Genomic DNA, 14648 nt, shown 5'->3' with positions numbered 1-14648 from the left:
GTCGGACGACCGGCCGTGCGGCAAATGGTCAGGCGCGCTCGGCGGCGACCCCCGTCGCCACCGCGCGGGCCTGCCGGCCGAAGACGCAGTCGACGCTGACGCGGTCGAAACAGCCGGCGGCGCGGACATCGCCCAGGCGCGCCGCGTCGTGCAGGGCGCGCAGTGCCACGGCCGACTGGCCGCCGCGCTCGGCGGCGCGGAATGCCTCGCGGGCAGCGGCTATGGCGCCGTGCCGATCCCGCCGAGCCGCATTGGTCCAGGCGCGGGCCAGGGCCAATTCGGGGGCGAACAACATCGACTTCAGCCCGTGCCGAGCCTCGGCGCGGGCCAGGGCGCGGCCGGCCTCGGCGGTCGCTCCGCGTTGGCCGAGCGCCTGTGCCAGCAGCATCCACGCCAGCGGACCCCACGAATATCCGCTGGGCGCCAGCACCTTTGCGGCATCGCCGAGCAGCTCGATCGCCGAGTCGAGTTCGCCTCGCGTGATCAGCACGTCGGCCAGCAGCACCTCGCCGATGGCCCGCCCGGGTTGCTGCGACTGGGTGAAGTCGATCAACTCGTGGGCCAGTTCCTGAGCCTGGTCCGGTGCCCCGTCCAGCAAGAGGGCCGTCGTCTGCCCGAAGCCACTGGTGAACCGCAGCAACCCGGGCTGCCCGGCGGCGAGGGCACGTTCGGCGAAGGTGTCCACTTCGGTCAACCGGCCCGTGCGGGCGCAGCTCAGCGCCGCCGCCGATGCCGCCCAGCCGACGGCGGTGTCGCTCGGGTCGTCACTGGCCAGCACCGAGTCGGCCAGCTGCATGGCCCGGCCGAGATTGCCCGCGTTCATCGCGAACGTCGCAGACAGCGCGTCCAACGTGACCTGCGCGGCCGGCGTCTGCACCCGGCTTCGGATGGTGCGCAGGAACGCCGTCGCGCGCTCGGGCTCGGACAGCATCCAGAACTGATTCGCCGCGCGGGGCAGCGCCCACGTCATCAATGCCGGCTCGGTCAGCGCCGCCGGATCGACCTCGGCCAGCACGGCATCGGCGTCCAGGCCGCGGCCCTGCCAGGCCAGCGCGTAGCTCAACGTCACCCGGGTGGCCAGGCCGCCGGCCGGCAGCGCCGCGCGACCCAGCCGTTCGGCCAACTCCAGATCGCCCAGGCGCAGGGCATCGTCGGCGGCGGCAGCCAGCTCGGCCACCCGCGCAGCGGCACCGCCGTCGAGTGCCCGCACTGCGCGCCGCAGCCGGGCGACGACGCCATCGCCGTCCAGTGGCGGCAGCTCCGGCGCCTCGAACTCAGCAGACGAGCCTGGCCCGTCAGCCGCCACCGGTACCACCAACCGGTCCCGCACCAACGACGAAATGCCCTCGGGCAGAGATTGATTCGCTTCCGCTGTCACGATGATCCGGGCCGCGCCGGACACCGCGAGCTGATACACCAGGGACGCCGAGAGCCGGTCGAGTAGATGCCCGTCATCGACGACCAGCAGCAGTCCCGTCCCGAGCGCCTCCCGCGCCGCTCGCAACACCTGCACCGTCCGCCCGGTCTCGGGCACCGTGAACAACCGCTCGAACGCCGCGAACGGCACGCACGAATCGGCCGCGCTGCCGGCAATCCAGGCCGCTCGCTCGAACCCCGGTGCCAGCTCCTCGTACGCCGCCCGCGCCGCCGCGGTCTTGCCGGACCCACGGGCACCGGTCAGCAGCGCACCGGCCCCGGATTCGACGCCCGCTTTCAGCTGGCTGAGCACCACGATCCGATCCTATGGCTGAGCGCCGGACGGCACGGCTCGATTAGCGTTGTGCTGTGCTGGCCGACAACATCCCCGAAAACTCTTATGCCGTCTGTGTCTACTGCGCCGCCGGTCCCCGTCATCCCGAATTGCTCACTCTCGCCGCCGACGTCGGCCGGGCCATCGCTGCGAAAGGCTGGACCCTGGTGTCCGGCGGCGGCAACGTCTCGGCGATGGGCGCCGTCGCCGACGGTGCCCGGGAGAACGGCGGCCGCACCGTCGGCGTCATCCCGAAGAAACTGGTGCACCGCGAGCTGGCCGACGTGAACGCCGCCGAATTGATCGTCACCGACACCATGCGCGAGCGGAAGCAGATCATGGAGGACCGTTCCGACGCGTTCATTGCGTTGCCCGGCGGCATCGGCACCCTCGAGGAGTTCTTCGAGGCCTGGACGGCCGGCTACCTCAACATGCACGACAAGCCGCTGGTGATGCTCGATCCGCACGGCCACTACGACGGCCTGCTGACCTGGCTGCACACGCTGGTCGACACCGGATACGTGCAGCAGGCCGCGCTCGACCGGCTCGTGGTCGCCCGCGACGTCGAAGAGGCGATAGCTGCTTGTGCACCCGGTCACATCGCTCACTAGGCTCACCACGCATGAGTGACGACACTTCACGCACCGGCGTCGGCCTGCTGGACATCGCCAAGCAGCTGCCGGGCTTCCTGGCTGACGCTCCGGTGATCGCCCGGGGCCTGATCACCGGTTTCGGTGCCAGCCCGACGGCGAAGACATCGATCGGCAAGGTGTTCCAAGAACGCGCCGAAGCCAACAAGAACAAGGTCTTCATCAAGTTCGACGACCAGCGCATCACCTACGGCCAGGCCAACGCGACCGTGAACCGCTACGCGGCGGTGCTGGCGGCCAAGGGTGTCGGGCCGGGCTCGGTCGTCGGCATCATGCTGCGCAACTCGCCGGACGCGGTGCTGCTGATGCTGGCGACGGTCAAGTGCGGCGCGATCGCCGGGATGATCAACTACAACCAGCGCGGCAACGTGCTGGCACACAGCCTGGGCCTGCTCGGCGCCAAGGTCCTGGTCGCCGAGGCGGACTTCGTCGAGGCCGTCACCGAGTGCGGTGCCGATCCGGAGCTGACGCAGGGCCTGCTCTCGGTTGAGGAACTGCGCGAGCTCGCCGTCGGCCAGTCGACCGCCAACCCGGCGGGCACCAGCCAGATCCTGGCCAAGGAGAAGGCGTTCTACATCTTCACCTCGGGCACCACCGGCTTGCCGAAGGCCAGCGTCATGACGCACTACCGCTGGCTGCGCGCCCTCGGTGGGTTCGGCGGGCTGGGACTGCGCCTGAACAGCAGCGACACCCTGTACTGCTGCCTGCCGCTGTACCACAACAACGCCCTCACCGTCGCGACGTCGTCGGCCCTGAACGCCGGTGCCGCGCTGGCCCTGGGCAAGTCGTTCTCGGCTTCGCGCTTCTGGGACGAGGTCATCAAGTACGACGCCACCGCCTTCATCTACATCGGCGAGATCTGCGGGTACCTGCTGAATCAGCCGCCCAAGGCGACCGACCGGGCGCACAAGGTCCGGGTCATCGCCGGCAACGGTCTTCGCCCCGCGATCTGGGACGAGTTCACCTCCCGCTTCGGCATCAAGCGCGTATGCGAGTTCTACGCCGCCAGCGAGGGCAACACCGGCTTCGTCAACGTCTTCAACATCGACAAGACCACGGGCATCTGCCCGTCGCCGGTCGTGTACGTCGAATACGACCTGGAGACCGGTGAGCCGGCCCGTGGCCCCAATGGCCGGCTGCGCAAGGTCAAGCGCGGCGAACCGGGCCTGCTGCTCAGCAAGGTCAACAACCTGCAGCCGTTCGACGGCTACACCGACAAGTCGGCCAGCGAGAAGAAGCTGGTGCGCAACGCCTTCAAGGACGGCGACGTCTGGTTCAACACCGGCGACCTCATGCGGTCGCAGGGCTTCGCGCACGCCGCGTTTGCCGACCGCCTCGGTGACACCTTCCGGTGGAAGGGCGAGAACGTCGCCACCACCGAGGTCGAGGCCGCGCTCGGTGGCGACGACCAGGTGGAGGAGTGCACGGTCTACGGCGTCGAGGTGCCGGGCTGTGGCGGCCGCGCCGGGATGGCGTCGGTGCAGCTGCGCGACGGTGCCGAATTCGACGGCGCCGCGCTGGCCAAGGCCGGCTTCGAGCATCTGCCGGCCTATGCGGTGCCGCTGTTCATCCGGATCGTGCCCGCGCTGGCGCACACCTCGACGTTCAAGAACCAGAAGGTCGACCTGCGCAAACAGGGCTACGGCGCCGAGGTTTCGGACCCGATCTACGTGCTGGCGGGGCGCGAGGACGGCTACGTGCCGTTCTACCCGGAGTACCCGGCCGAGGTGAAGGACGGCAAGAAGCCGCGCTAGCCCGACGGGCCGCTGATGGTGCCGGTGTGACTCCCGGGGCGATTGGCGGCCGTCGCGGGTAGCGAATGTGCCGTCAGCGCGCCCGTTTCGGCGGCTCCGCGCGCTGAGTGCACATTCGGCGCGTCCGAGACTTCCGGTTAGCCTGGGAGCCGTGCAGTCCTCCGCAAGGGGCCAGTTCCTGGGTCGCCAGGTGGCCGGCGATCGCGCGCTGATCATGGCGATCGTCAACCGCACCCCGGATTCCTTCTATGACCGGGGGGCGACCTTCAGTGACGGCGCAGCCAAGGACGCAGCGCACCAGAAGATCGCCGACGGGGCCGACGTCATCGACATCGGCGGCGTGAAGGCGGGGCCGGGCAGCACCGTCGACGCCGACGAGGAGATCGCGCGCGTCGTGCCGTTCATCGAATGGCTCCGCGGTGAGTACCCCGACCAATTGATCAGTGTCGACACCTGGCGGGCGAACGTGGCCAAGCAGGCCTGCGCGGCCGGAGCCGACCTGATCAACGACACCTGGGCCGGCGCCGATCCCGGGCTGCCCGAGGTGGCCGCCGAATTCGGGGCCGGGCTGGTCTGCTCGCACACCGGCGGGGCAGTGCCGCGGACCCGGCCCTTTCGCGTCAACTACGGCGTCACCGAACGCGGTGTGGTGGACGACGTCATCGCCGAAGTGACCGCCGCGGCGGCGCATGCCGTTTCCGTGGGCGTCCGCAAGGACGCCATCCTGATCGACCCGACGCACGATTTCGGCAAGAACACTTACCACGGTCTTAGTTTGTTGCGCCACGTAAAAGATCTTGTAAATACCGGATGGCCAGTGCTGATGGCCCTGAGTAACAAGGATTTCGTAGGGGAGACTTTAGGAGTCGAACTGACCGAGCGCCTGGAGGGGACGCTGGCCGCGACGGCACTTGCCGCCGCTGACGGCGCCGCCATGTTCCGGGTGCACGAGGTGGGCCCCACCCGGCGCGTCCTGGAAATGGTCGCGTCGATCCAGGGCGGGCGTCCACCGAGCCGAACAGTGAGGGGACTCGCGTGACCCTAAGTCCTGAATTGACCGCAGAAGGCATCGCTCGCCACGCCTGGCTGGCAGAACGCAGCTGGAGCCGGCCGACGTGGACCATCGCCGAGCTCGAGGCCGCCAAGGCCGGCCGCACCGTCTCCGTCGTGCTGCCCGCGCTCAACGAGGAAGACACCGTCGCCGACGTCATCGACAGCATCAGCCCGCTGTTGGGTGGCCTGGTCGACGAGCTCGTGGTGCTCGACTCCGGTTCGACCGACGAGACGGAACTGCGCGCCATCGAGGCCGGGGCACGCGTCGTCAGCCGCGAACAGGCCCTGCCCGAGGTGCCGGTCCAGCCCGGCAAGGGCGAGGCCCTGTGGCGCTCGCTGGCGGCCACCACCGGCGACATCGTCGTGTTCGTCGACTCCGACCTGCTCGACCCCGATCCGATGTTCGTGCCCAAGCTGCTCGGGCCGCTGCTGCTGGCCGACGGCGTGCATCTGGTCAAGGGCTTCTACCGGCGGCCGCTGAAGATCAGCGGCGGCGAGGACGCCAACGGCGGCGGCCGGGTCACCGAGCTGGTGGCACGTCCGCTGCTGGCGTCCCTGCGGCCCGAGCTGACCTGCCTGCTGCAGCCGCTGGGCGGCGAGTACGCCGGTACCCGCGAGCTGCTGACGTCGGTCGGGTTCGCGCCGGGCTACGGCGTCGAGATCGGCCTGCTGATCGACACCTACGACAAGCTGGGCCTCGACGCCATCGCTCAGGTCAACCTCGGGGTGCGTACGCATCGCAACCGTCCGCTGACCGAGCTGGCCGCGATGAGCCGTCAGGTGATCGCCACCCTGCTGTCGCGCTGCGGCATCAGCGACTCCGGCGTCGGGCTGACCCAGTTCTTCCTCGACGGCGACGCCTACACGCCGCGGACGTCGACGGTGTCGTTGATCGACCGTCCGGCGATGAACACCCTGCGCTGATCCCACTTTGTCGGTGCGATCCGGCAGGATCGTCGGTGTGACGCTGATTCTCATCTACCTCGTGGTGCTGATCCTGGTCGCGGTGGTGCTGTTCGCCCTGGGCACCGTGTTGTTCGGCCGCGGTGAGCAGCTGCCCCCGCTGGCGCGGGGCACCACAGCCACCGTGCTGCCCGCATCCGGTGTCACCGGCGCCGATGTCGACGCCGTGAAGTTCACGCAGACCCTGCGCGGCTACAAGACCAGCGAGGTCGACTGGGTGCTGGACCGGCTGGCGCAGGAGCTGGACTCGCTGCGCGGCGAGCTGGCCGTCCTACGTGCGCAGACCGCACCGCCTGAATCGCTCCTCACGTCCGCGGAAGCCGAGCAGTGACTGCTCCCGACGGCCGGGTGCGGTGCGGCTGGGTCGACATCGGCGAGTCCGCCGACGCGACGCAGTACCGCGACTACCACGACACCGAGTGGGGCCGCCCGCTGCGCGGCACGCAGGCGCTGTTCGAGCGCGTCTCGCTGGAGGCGTTCCAGAGCGGCCTCTCGTGGCTGATCATCCTGCGTAAGCGGGAGAACTTCCGGGCTGCGTTCCACGGATTCGATGTGGCGAAGGTGGCCGGCTTCGGGGAGCAGGACATCGACCGGCTGCTGGCCGACCAAGGCATCGTCCGCAACCGCGCCAAGATCGAGGCGACCATCGCCAACGCCCGCGTGATCGACGGCGGTCTGGACCTCGACGAGCTGCTGTGGTCGTTCGCGCCGCCATCGCGGCCGCGGCCGGTTGACCTGGCGCAGGTCCCGGCGACCACACCGGAGTCGGTGGCCATGGCCAAGGAGCTGAAGCGGCAGGGATTCCGGTTCGTCGGCCCGACCACGGCGTATGCGTTGATGCAGGCCACCGGGATGGTGGACGACCACATCGAGGCCTGTTGGGTGCCCCGGCACAGCTCATCGGAGGTCTGACGGGCGGGTCTTTCACACCCGCCGGTAGCGATAGGGAACAATAGACATAGTTCAGTTGCAGTTCAGTGCCGTGAGCCGACCACGTCAGTGGGTCGTTCCGGCCTTGATCCGGGACCGTGGATGCGGTCCGGGCGCGTGCGGAGGGAGCACCCGATGGCGGCGATGAAGCCCCGGACCGGCGACGGTCCACTGGAAGCAACCAAAGAGGGGCGCGGCATCGTCATGCGGGTACCGCTGGAGGGTGGCGGTCGTCTGGTGGTCGAGCTGACCCCGGATGAGGCCGCGGCCCTGGGCGACGAACTGAAGAACGTCACCAGCTAGTTCAGTTGCAGACGCTCCGATAGATATCGAGCGTCTGCTGGGCGACCTGCAACCAGGAGAATTCCTCGATGCACCGCCGACGGCCGGCCTGCCCGAACGCGCGGGCCTGTTCGGGGTCGCGGACCAACGCGTTGACCGCGTCCGCGAGCCCCGTCTCAAACTCCACCGCGTCGGCGGCGTCGTAGTGCACCAGTAGTCCGGTGGTGCCGTCGTCGACCACCTCAGGAATGCCGCCGACGTCCGATGCGACTACGGCGGTGCCGCAGGCCATCGCTTCGAGGTTGACGATGCCCAGCGGTTCGTAGACCGACGGGCAGACGAAAACTGATGCCGTCGCGAGTATTTCGCGGATTTTCTCGGTCGGCAGCATCTCCTGGATCCAGTGCACCCCGGCGCGGGTCGCGCTGAGCTCCTTCACCGCGGCCGCCACCTCGGCGGCGATCTCCGGGGTGTCGGGCGCGCCGGCACACAACACCAGCTGCACGTCGGGGTCGAACCGGTGGGCCGCCGCGATCAGATGGCTGACGCCCTTCTGCCGGGTGATCCGCCCGACGAAAGCCACGATCGGCCGGTCCGGATCGACGCCGAGGTCGGCCAGGGTTTGGCCTGCCTCGACCGGATACCAGTCGTCCGTGTCGATCCCGTTGCGCACCACGTGCACTCGCGCGGGGTCCAGCTGCGGGTAGGTGGCCAGGACGTCGGCCCGCATACCCGCACTGACGGCGATGACGGCGTCGGCCGCTTCGATCGCGGTGCGCTCGACCCACGACGAGATGCGGTAGCCGCCGCCGAGCTGCTCGGCCTTCCACGGCCGCCTCGGCTCCAGCGAGTGCGCGGTCAGCACGTGCGGGATGCCGTGCAGCAGCGCGGTGAGGTGTCCGGCCATGCCGGTGTACCAGGTGTGCGAATGCACCACCGTGGGTACGGCAGCCGGTCCGGCGAAGGCGTTGTTCACCATCGCCAGGTCCGCCGACAGCGTTGTCAGGGCCGCGTTGGCCCCGGCGAGCAGCGGATCGGGCTGGGCCACGAAGGCATCCCTGCGGTGCACACCCATGCAGTGGACGTCGACGTCGCACAGCTTCGTCAGCTGCCCGACGAGTTCGGTCACGTGCACGCCCGCGCCGCCGTAAACCTCCGGCGGATACTCCCGAGTCATCATCGCCACGCGCATGTCGATGACGTTAACGCGTGACAGGTTGGGACGTATGTCTGGCCGCTTCGGTTGGTGGCTATTAGGTTTGGTGCCATGAGGGAACAGCCGCAGGTGCTGGGAATCGTCTTGGCAGGCGGTGAGGGCAAGCGGCTGTATCCACTGACCGCCGACCGGGCCAAGCCCGCCGTCCCGTTCGGGGGCGCCTACCGGCTCATCGACTTCGTCCTATCCAACCTCGTCAACGCCCGGTACCTGCGGATTTGTGTTCTGACGCAATACAAGTCGCATTCCCTGGACCGGCACATCTCGCAGAACTGGCGGCTGTCGGGTCTGGCCGGCGAGTACATCACCCCGGTTCCGGCGCAGCAGCGGCTGGGCCCGCGGTGGTACACGGGCTCGGCCGACGCCATCTACCAGTCGATGAACCTCATCTACGACGAGGACCCCGATTACATCGTGGTCTTCGGCGCCGACCACGTGTACCGCATGGATCCCGAGCAGATGGTGCAGTTCCACATCGAGAGCGGAGCGGGCGCGACCGTCGCCGGCATCCGGGTGCCGCGGGCCGAGGCGTCGGCGTTCGGCTGCATCGACGCCGACGAATCCGGCCGCATCCGCAGCTTCATCGAAAAACCGGCGGACCCGCCGGCCTGCACCGACGACCCGGACCAGACGTTCGTGTCCATGGGCAACTACGTGTTCACCACCAAGGCGCTCATCGACGCCATCCGGGTGGACGCCGAGAACCACGATTCCGATCACGACATGGGCGGCAACATCATTCCGCAGATGGTGGCCGACGGGATGGCCGCCGTCTACGACTTCAACGACAACGAGGTGCCCGGGGCCACCGAGCGTGATCACGGCTACTGGCGTGACGTCGGAACGCTGGACGCGTTCTACGACGCTCATATGGATCTGGTGTCGGTGCACCCGGTGTTCAACCTCTACAACCGGCGCTGGCCCATCCTCGGTGAATCGGAGCACCTGGCCCCGGCCAAGTTCGTCAACGGCGGTTCGGCGCAGGAATCGGTGGTCGGCGCGGGCAGCATCATTTCGGCTGCGTCCGTGCGCAATTCGGTGCTGTCGTCCAACGTCGTGATCGACGACGGCGCCATCGTCGAGGGCAGCGTCATCATGCCCGGGGCGCGGGTCGGTCGCGGCGCGGTGGTGCGGCACGCCATCTTGGACAAGAACGTCGTCGTCGGGCCCGGCGAGATGGTCGGTGTGGACCTCGAAAAGGACCGTGAACGCTTCTCGGTGAGTGCCGGCGGCGTGGTCGCGGTCGGTAAGGGCGTCTGGGTCTAGACGGCCGGCGGCGTCGCGGCCGCCGTTTTCGCCTTCCCACGGCGGCGGCGTCGGAGCAGGGCCACCGCAGCCCAGACCAGCCCCGCCAGCACGACCAGCACCAGCACGGGCAGCACGATCGCGACGATGACCAGCCCGACGCTGGCCACGTCCTCCAGCGTGCTCAGGACCGGCGCTGCGAGCCCGCCCGTGGCGACATTGGCGACCGGCCGCACCGTGGATTTGGTCAGCGACACCACCAGCGCGGTGACGGCCCCGATCACCACGGGAATCCATTGTCCGGAACTGGCGAACGCGCCAGGGTCGGTGACGGCCGCGGTCTGCGCCGCGGTGCCGGAGCCGAAGACGATGCCCCCGGAGGTCGGCCGTACGAACGTCTGGATGGTGTCGTTGATGCTGTCGAGGGCCGGCACCTTGTCGGCGACGATCTCGACGACCAGCAGCACGGCCACGATGCCGATCACCCAGCCGTTGGTCAGCCACGCCCACGGGTGCGGTAGCTCCACGAGGTTGGTGAAGCGTCCCAGCAGACCCATCGCCAGCAGCGGGATGTAGGCGTTGAGGCCCGATGCGGTGGCCAGGCCGAGCCCGGTGAACAGTTCCACCGGTTCAGTCTCCGCGATGTGTGCACGATTTCTCGCGCTGTCCGCGGATTTTCGTGCACAAGTCGCGGGGTGTCACCACACGTAGGGGAGCAGGCGGTAGCGCACCTTCTCGGTGTACGCGACGTAGCCGGGCAGCTCGGCGCGCAGCATCTTCTCCTCGTCGAAGATCCGGGCCATGAGCGCCGGGGCGGCGGCGAGCACCGGGACCAGGCCCCAGTAGGAGCCGAGCGCCAGCGGGGTCGCGAGCATCATGATCAGCGCGCAGATGTACATCGGGTGCCGCACGATGCCGTACAGCCCGGTCGAGATCACCGGTTGCCCGGTCTCGACGGTGATGCTGGCGCCCGCGAAGTTGTTCTGGATCACCACCCACTGGGCCGCCACCAGCGAGGCGCCGACGACCGCGTTGCCCAGCACGACGACCGCCGTCGGCACGTGGGACCAGCCGAAGCGCCAGTCCAGTGCGCTGACCACCCCGGTCGCGACCACCGACGCCAGCACCGCCCACATGATGAGTTTTTGTACGGGGCGGGTCTCGGCCGTCGGTCCGCCGTGCATCCGCCGGGCCAGGGCGTCGGGGTGCTTGATGGCCAGGTACATGCTCGGGCCCATGGTCGCGATCATGAAGACCGCGATGAAAACCCAAGCCTGCCAATAGTGAATCGTGCCGGCCGGCACGCACAGCAGCAGCGCGAAGAAGATGACGCCGAGTGCTGCTGAGGCGAGCGCCTGCAAGGCGAGCTTCATGGTTCCTCCTACCGTAGGTCGCGGCGCCGGAAGGCCAAGGCGCCGACGATGATCAGAGTTGCGTCCAGGGCCAGCAGCCAGGCCAGTGGTGTCGCGGTGAAACTGTCCGACCCGACCCGTGGGATGTGGCTGAACGGATCGAGGTCCAATATCCAGTGCGGTGAATTCGCCAGCGAACCAAGCAGATACACCGCGATGAAGCCGACCAGCACGCCCCAGGCCGCCGGGGCGAACCGCGGCACCGCGCCGAACAGGACGGTCGTCGCCGCCACCAGGAGCCAGATGGCGGGCAGCTGCACCGCCGCGGAGCCCAGCACCTGCGGCAGCTTGCCACCGATATCGCCGGCCGCGGCGCCGTAGGTCACGCCGGCCAGCAGTCCTGAGGTCAGCATCGCGACGGTGGTACCGGCCAGCGCGATCACCAGATATCCGGTCAGCCAACGTATTCGGCTCACCGCACCGGCGAGCAGCGTCTCGGCGTGCTGGCCGGTCTCCTCCTGATGGGGCCGCAGCGCCAGCGATACCGCGAACGCCGCGGTGACCATGCCCAGTATGTTGAAGGCGATCGAGACGAATGCCTGCTCGAGCGCGCCGGTGCCACCGAGCCGGGTGATGATGTCGCGCGCCGAGCCACTGCCGCCCAGCTCATCGCCGATGCCGTGCACGACGCTGCCGACCAGCAGCCCGTACAGTCCCAGCCCGACGGTCCACACCAGCACCGAACCGCGGCTCAGTCGCCACGCCAATCCCGTTGGGCCGCTCAGCATTCCGGTGGCCCGGGGACGGCCGCGGCGCTCGGCGAACATCCCGGCCCCGACATCGCGGGTGCCCTGAAGTTGGTAGGCCAGCACCACCAGCGCGACGGTCAGTGTCAGATGCAGAGCCAGCACCCCGAACCGGTCGCCGGCATACGGGCGCACCAACAGCGACCACCCCAACGGAGAGGCCCAGGACAGCTCGCTGCCGCTGGCGTCGCCCACCGCCCGCAGGGTGAACGCCGCGCCGAGCACACCGAAGGCGACGCCGCGGGCGACACGGGCACTGGCGGACAGTTGTGCGGCCACCGCGGCGACGGCGGTGAAGACCAGCCCGGAGGCGGCCAGTGCGCAGCTGAAGGCCAGCGAGCCCAGCACGGGCACATCGGTTTTCAGTAGTCCGAGGAACCCGATCAGCCCGGTCAGCAGCGAGGCGCCACCGGTCAGCAGCAGCGCCGCGGTCAGGCTTGCGTTGCGGCCCACCGCCGTCGAGTCGATCAACTCGGTGCGGCCGGCCTCTTCGTCGGCGCGGGTGTGCCGGATCAGAGTCAGGATGACGGCGACGGCGATCAGCACGTGGAACATGCCGGCTTTCCAGATTCCGGCGGCGCCGAGGCTGTCGTTGTAGATGTTGCCGTAGATCGCGCGCTGCGCCGGGCTGGCCATGATGCTCGCGACGAATCCGGCGCGGCCCGCCGCGGTGGGGTAGACGGCCTCGATGCTGCCGATGTACACCGTGGACAGCGGCAGGGACAGCAGCAGCACCCACAGCGGCAGCACTATCCGGTCGGTACGCAGGTAAAGGCGAAGCAGCCCAACGGTTCCGGTGAAGCTGGAAGCGCCGGCGGCAGGTCGGGCGGACCCTGCCGGGCGGTCCAGTACGGCGGTCATGCCCGCACCTGCTCGGGTTCGCGGCGCGCACGACCGTTGTCGTAGTGCCGCAGGAACAGGTCCTCGAGGGTGGGCGGCTGGCTGACCAGCGAGCGCACCCCGGCATCGCCGATGGCCTTGATGACGGCGCCGAGGCTTTCGGATTCCACCCGGGCCGTGAGAGTCCGGCCGTCGAAGAAGATGTCGGAAACCCCTGGGAGATGGTCGATCCGGCCCGGGTTGTTCAACATGTCGGCCTTGATGGTGGTGCTCGACAGGTGCCGCATCGACTCCAGCGTCCCGGTCTCCACGGTGCGGCCGGCGCGGATGATGGTCACCCGCTGGCACAGTCGCTCGGTCTCGGCCAGGATGTGGCTCGACAGCAGGACGGTGGCGCCGCGGCCGGCGGCTTCGGCCACGCACTGCTGGAAGATGTTCTCCATCAACGGGTCCAGGCCGCTGCTGGGCTCGTCGAGCAGCAGCAGGTCGGCGTTGGAGGCGAACGCGGAGATCAGCGATACCTTCTGCCGGTTGCCTTTCGAGTACGTGCGGGTTTTCTTGGTGGGGTCCAGGTCGAACCGCTCGGTGAGCTCGGCGCGGCGCCTTTCGTCGATGCCGCCGCGCATGCGGGCCAGCAGGTCGATGGTCTCGCCACCGGTCAGCGTCGGCCACAGCGTGACGTCGCCTGGTACGTAGGCGATGTGGCGGTGCAGTGCGACCGCGTCGGTCCACGGGTCGCCGCCGAGCAGGCGCACCGTGCCGGAGTCTGCGCGGACGAGCCCGAGCAGGATGCGGATGGTCGTCGACTTGCCCGCGCCGTTGGGTCCGAGGAAGCCGTGCACCTCACCTCGCTCGACTCTCAGGTTCAGCCCGTCGAGAGCCCGGACTGCGCCGAAGTTCTTTGTCAGGGTGTCGATTTCGATGGCGGCGTTCACATTGACTCCTCGGTGGTGGTGACGATGGGTGTGCCTGCTTCGCGTCGCGCCAGGAACGCCTCGTACATGGTCGGATCGGTCATCAGGCCATTGGTGTAGAGCTCGAGCGAGGGCAGCAGCATGTCCTCGGCGTAGTCATGCAGCACCTGGCGGAAATCTGTCGGGTTGGGGTGCAACTGGATGTAGGTCAGCAGTGCGCCACCGCCGGTCAGAGCCAGGAACCGGGCGCGGGCCTTGGGGTCGCGGCTGGGTTTGAGGGTGCCGGCCCGGACGCCCTCTTCGAGATAGCCCTCGGCGTTCTCGATCATGCTCTGCCACAACGACTTGGCCAGGTCACCACCGGTCTGCAGCGCTCGCATCAGATAGGCCGTCAGCGGTGCGAAGGATTCGATCTCGGCGATCTGCGCGAACCATGCAGCCGGGCTGGCGTTCTGCATCGACTCGCTCTTGGCCGCCCGGACGGTCTCGATGACGTAGGCATCACACGCTTCGCGCAGTTTTTCCTTGGAACCGAAGTGGTGGATCACCAGGGCCGCGCTGACCCCGGCGGCCGTGGCGATGCTGCGCACGCTGGCAGAGAACCCGTTTTGGCCGAACTGTTCGATGGCCGCGTCGCGGATTCGGGCGACGGTGGTGAAGTCCTCGGCTGAACGCATGTTCAATACGCTAAACACTCGTTCAGTCGGTCGTCAAGCATCTGACCGTCAAGAGCCCGTAAAGATCCTGCAGCCGATCCATCGGCGAGCGTGCGTGTCTGCAGCCGCCACGCCGTCAGGCGTGTGCATTTTGGTCCCGCTCAGCGGCGGCGAACGTGCGGGAACAGCACGGGTGGAGCGGCGTGTCTAGGTGCAGACACGCACGCTCGCGGGAGT

At 68.7% G+C, this 14648-nt stretch carries 15 protein-coding genes; 8 read left to right on the top strand and 7 right to left on the bottom strand.

Translation table 11 applies throughout. The annotated features are described in order from the left end of the window. Window positions 1-28: 28 nt before the first annotated feature. Entirely contained in the window at window positions 29-1684 is a 1656-nt protein-coding gene (locus A7G45_RS30455) for an AAA family ATPase (protein WP_377041972.1), read from the bottom strand. A gap of 101 nt (window positions 1685-1785) precedes the next feature. Here A7G45_RS30455 and A7G45_RS30450 point away from each other — a divergent pair, with 101 nt between their 5' ends. From A7G45_RS30450 to A7G45_RS30420, 7 genes are all read left to right on the top strand, one after another. Then, entirely contained in the window at window positions 1786-2361 is a 576-nt protein-coding gene (locus tag A7G45_RS30450) for a cytokinin riboside 5'-monophosphate phosphoribohydrolase (RefSeq protein WP_377041964.1), read from the top strand. Between the two features lie 11 nt (window positions 2362-2372). Next, entirely contained in the window at window positions 2373-4154 is a 1782-nt protein-coding gene (gene fadD6, locus A7G45_RS30445; RefSeq protein WP_260943002.1) for a long-chain-acyl-CoA synthetase FadD6, read from the top strand. Window positions 4155-4368: 214 nt separating this feature from the next. After that, entirely contained in the window at window positions 4369-5193 is an 825-nt protein-coding gene (gene folP / locus A7G45_RS30440) for a dihydropteroate synthase (protein WP_043984842.1), read from the top strand. Further along, on the top strand, window positions 5190-6131 hold the full coding sequence (locus A7G45_RS30435) for a glucosyl-3-phosphoglycerate synthase (RefSeq protein WP_043395487.1): 942 nt from the start codon (window positions 5190-5192) through the stop codon (window positions 6129-6131). Before folP ends, A7G45_RS30435 begins: the two co-directional genes overlap by 4 nt. A gap of 37 nt (window positions 6132-6168) precedes the next feature. Beyond that, window positions 6169-6501: a DivIVA domain-containing protein gene (locus tag A7G45_RS30430; protein ID WP_043395968.1), complete on the top strand. Its 333-nt coding sequence runs from the start codon at window positions 6169-6171 to the stop codon at window positions 6499-6501. Then, entirely contained in the window at window positions 6498-7082 is a 585-nt protein-coding gene (locus tag A7G45_RS30425; RefSeq protein ID WP_260942999.1) for a DNA-3-methyladenine glycosylase I, read from the top strand. The genes A7G45_RS30430 and A7G45_RS30425 overlap by 4 nt, the downstream gene beginning before the upstream one ends. A 153-nt stretch (window positions 7083-7235) precedes the next feature. Further along, entirely contained in the window at window positions 7236-7403 is a 168-nt protein-coding gene (locus A7G45_RS30420; protein WP_005059648.1) for a DUF3117 domain-containing protein, read from the top strand. Window position 7404: 1 nt separating this feature from the next. Here the strand turns inward: A7G45_RS30420 and glgA are convergent, their stop codons facing one another. Then, on the bottom strand, window positions 7405-8574 hold the full coding sequence (gene glgA, locus A7G45_RS30415) for a glycogen synthase (protein WP_260942531.1): 1170 nt from the start codon (window positions 8572-8574) through the stop codon (window positions 7405-7407). A gap of 75 nt (window positions 8575-8649) precedes the next feature. Here glgA and glgC point away from each other — a divergent pair, with 75 nt between their 5' ends. Continuing rightward, window positions 8650-9864: a glucose-1-phosphate adenylyltransferase gene (gene glgC, locus A7G45_RS30410; protein ID WP_043395484.1), complete on the top strand. Its 1215-nt coding sequence runs from the start codon at window positions 8650-8652 to the stop codon at window positions 9862-9864. Here the strand turns inward: glgC and A7G45_RS30405 are convergent. From A7G45_RS30405 to A7G45_RS30385, 5 genes are all read right to left on the bottom strand, one after another. Then, complete coding sequence (locus A7G45_RS30405; RefSeq protein WP_260942528.1) at window positions 9861-10469, bottom strand: DUF4126 domain-containing protein; 609 nt, start codon at window positions 10467-10469, stop codon at window positions 9861-9863. The two genes, glgC and A7G45_RS30405, sit on opposite strands and share 4 nt — an antisense overlap. A 72-nt stretch (window positions 10470-10541) precedes the next feature. After that, window positions 10542-11216: a methyltransferase family protein gene (locus A7G45_RS30400; protein ID WP_260942525.1), complete on the bottom strand. Its 675-nt coding sequence runs from the start codon at window positions 11214-11216 to the stop codon at window positions 10542-10544. Between the two features lie 8 nt (window positions 11217-11224). Next, entirely contained in the window at window positions 11225-12862 is a 1638-nt protein-coding gene (locus A7G45_RS30395; RefSeq protein ID WP_260942523.1) for an ABC transporter permease, read from the bottom strand. After that, window positions 12859-13776 (bottom strand): ABC transporter ATP-binding protein, encoded by a 918-nt coding sequence (locus A7G45_RS30390; RefSeq protein ID WP_260942520.1) that lies wholly within the window; start codon window positions 13774-13776, stop codon window positions 12859-12861. Before A7G45_RS30390 ends, A7G45_RS30395 begins: the two co-directional genes overlap by 4 nt. After that, a complete protein-coding gene (locus tag A7G45_RS30385; protein ID WP_260942518.1) occupies window positions 13773-14432 on the bottom strand; it encodes a TetR/AcrR family transcriptional regulator in 660 nt (219 codons plus the stop codon). The genes A7G45_RS30390 and A7G45_RS30385 overlap by 4 nt, the downstream gene beginning before the upstream one ends. Between the last annotated feature and the right edge of the window lie 216 nt (window positions 14433-14648).

The organism is Mycolicibacterium llatzerense, assembly GCF_025331195.1.
GTDB classification, from domain to species: Bacteria; Actinomycetota; Actinomycetes; order Mycobacteriales; family Mycobacteriaceae; genus Mycobacterium; species Mycobacterium llatzerense.
Note: the sequence above shows the minus strand (reverse complement) of the source record. Positions and strands in the feature narration are given on the sequence as shown.

Excerpts from the sequence above, each read along its gene's own strand:
- A7G45_RS30400 (WP_260942525.1), bottom strand. The coding sequence starts at position 11,216 with ATGAAGCTCGCCTTGCAGGCGCTCGCCTCAGCAGCACTCGGCGTCATC.
- A7G45_RS30395 (WP_260942523.1), bottom strand. The coding sequence starts at position 12,862 with ATGACCGCCGTACTGGACCGCCCGGCAGGGTCCGCCCGACCTGCCGCC.
- glgC (WP_043395484.1), top strand. The coding sequence starts at position 8,650 with ATGAGGGAACAGCCGCAGGTGCTGGGAATCGTCTTGGCAGGCGGTGAG.
- A7G45_RS30420 (WP_005059648.1), top strand. The coding sequence starts at position 7,236 with ATGGCGGCGATGAAGCCCCGGACCGGCGACGGTCCACTGGAAGCAACC.
- A7G45_RS30385 (WP_260942518.1), bottom strand. The coding sequence starts at position 14,432 with ATGCGTTCAGCCGAGGACTTCACCACCGTCGCCCGAATCCGCGACGCG.
- glgA (WP_260942531.1), bottom strand. The coding sequence starts at position 8,574 with ATGCGCGTGGCGATGATGACTCGGGAGTATCCGCCGGAGGTTTACGGC.
- folP (WP_043984842.1), top strand. The coding sequence starts at position 4,369 with ATGGCGATCGTCAACCGCACCCCGGATTCCTTCTATGACCGGGGGGCG.
- fadD6 (WP_260943002.1), top strand. The coding sequence starts at position 2,373 with ATGAGTGACGACACTTCACGCACCGGCGTCGGCCTGCTGGACATCGCC.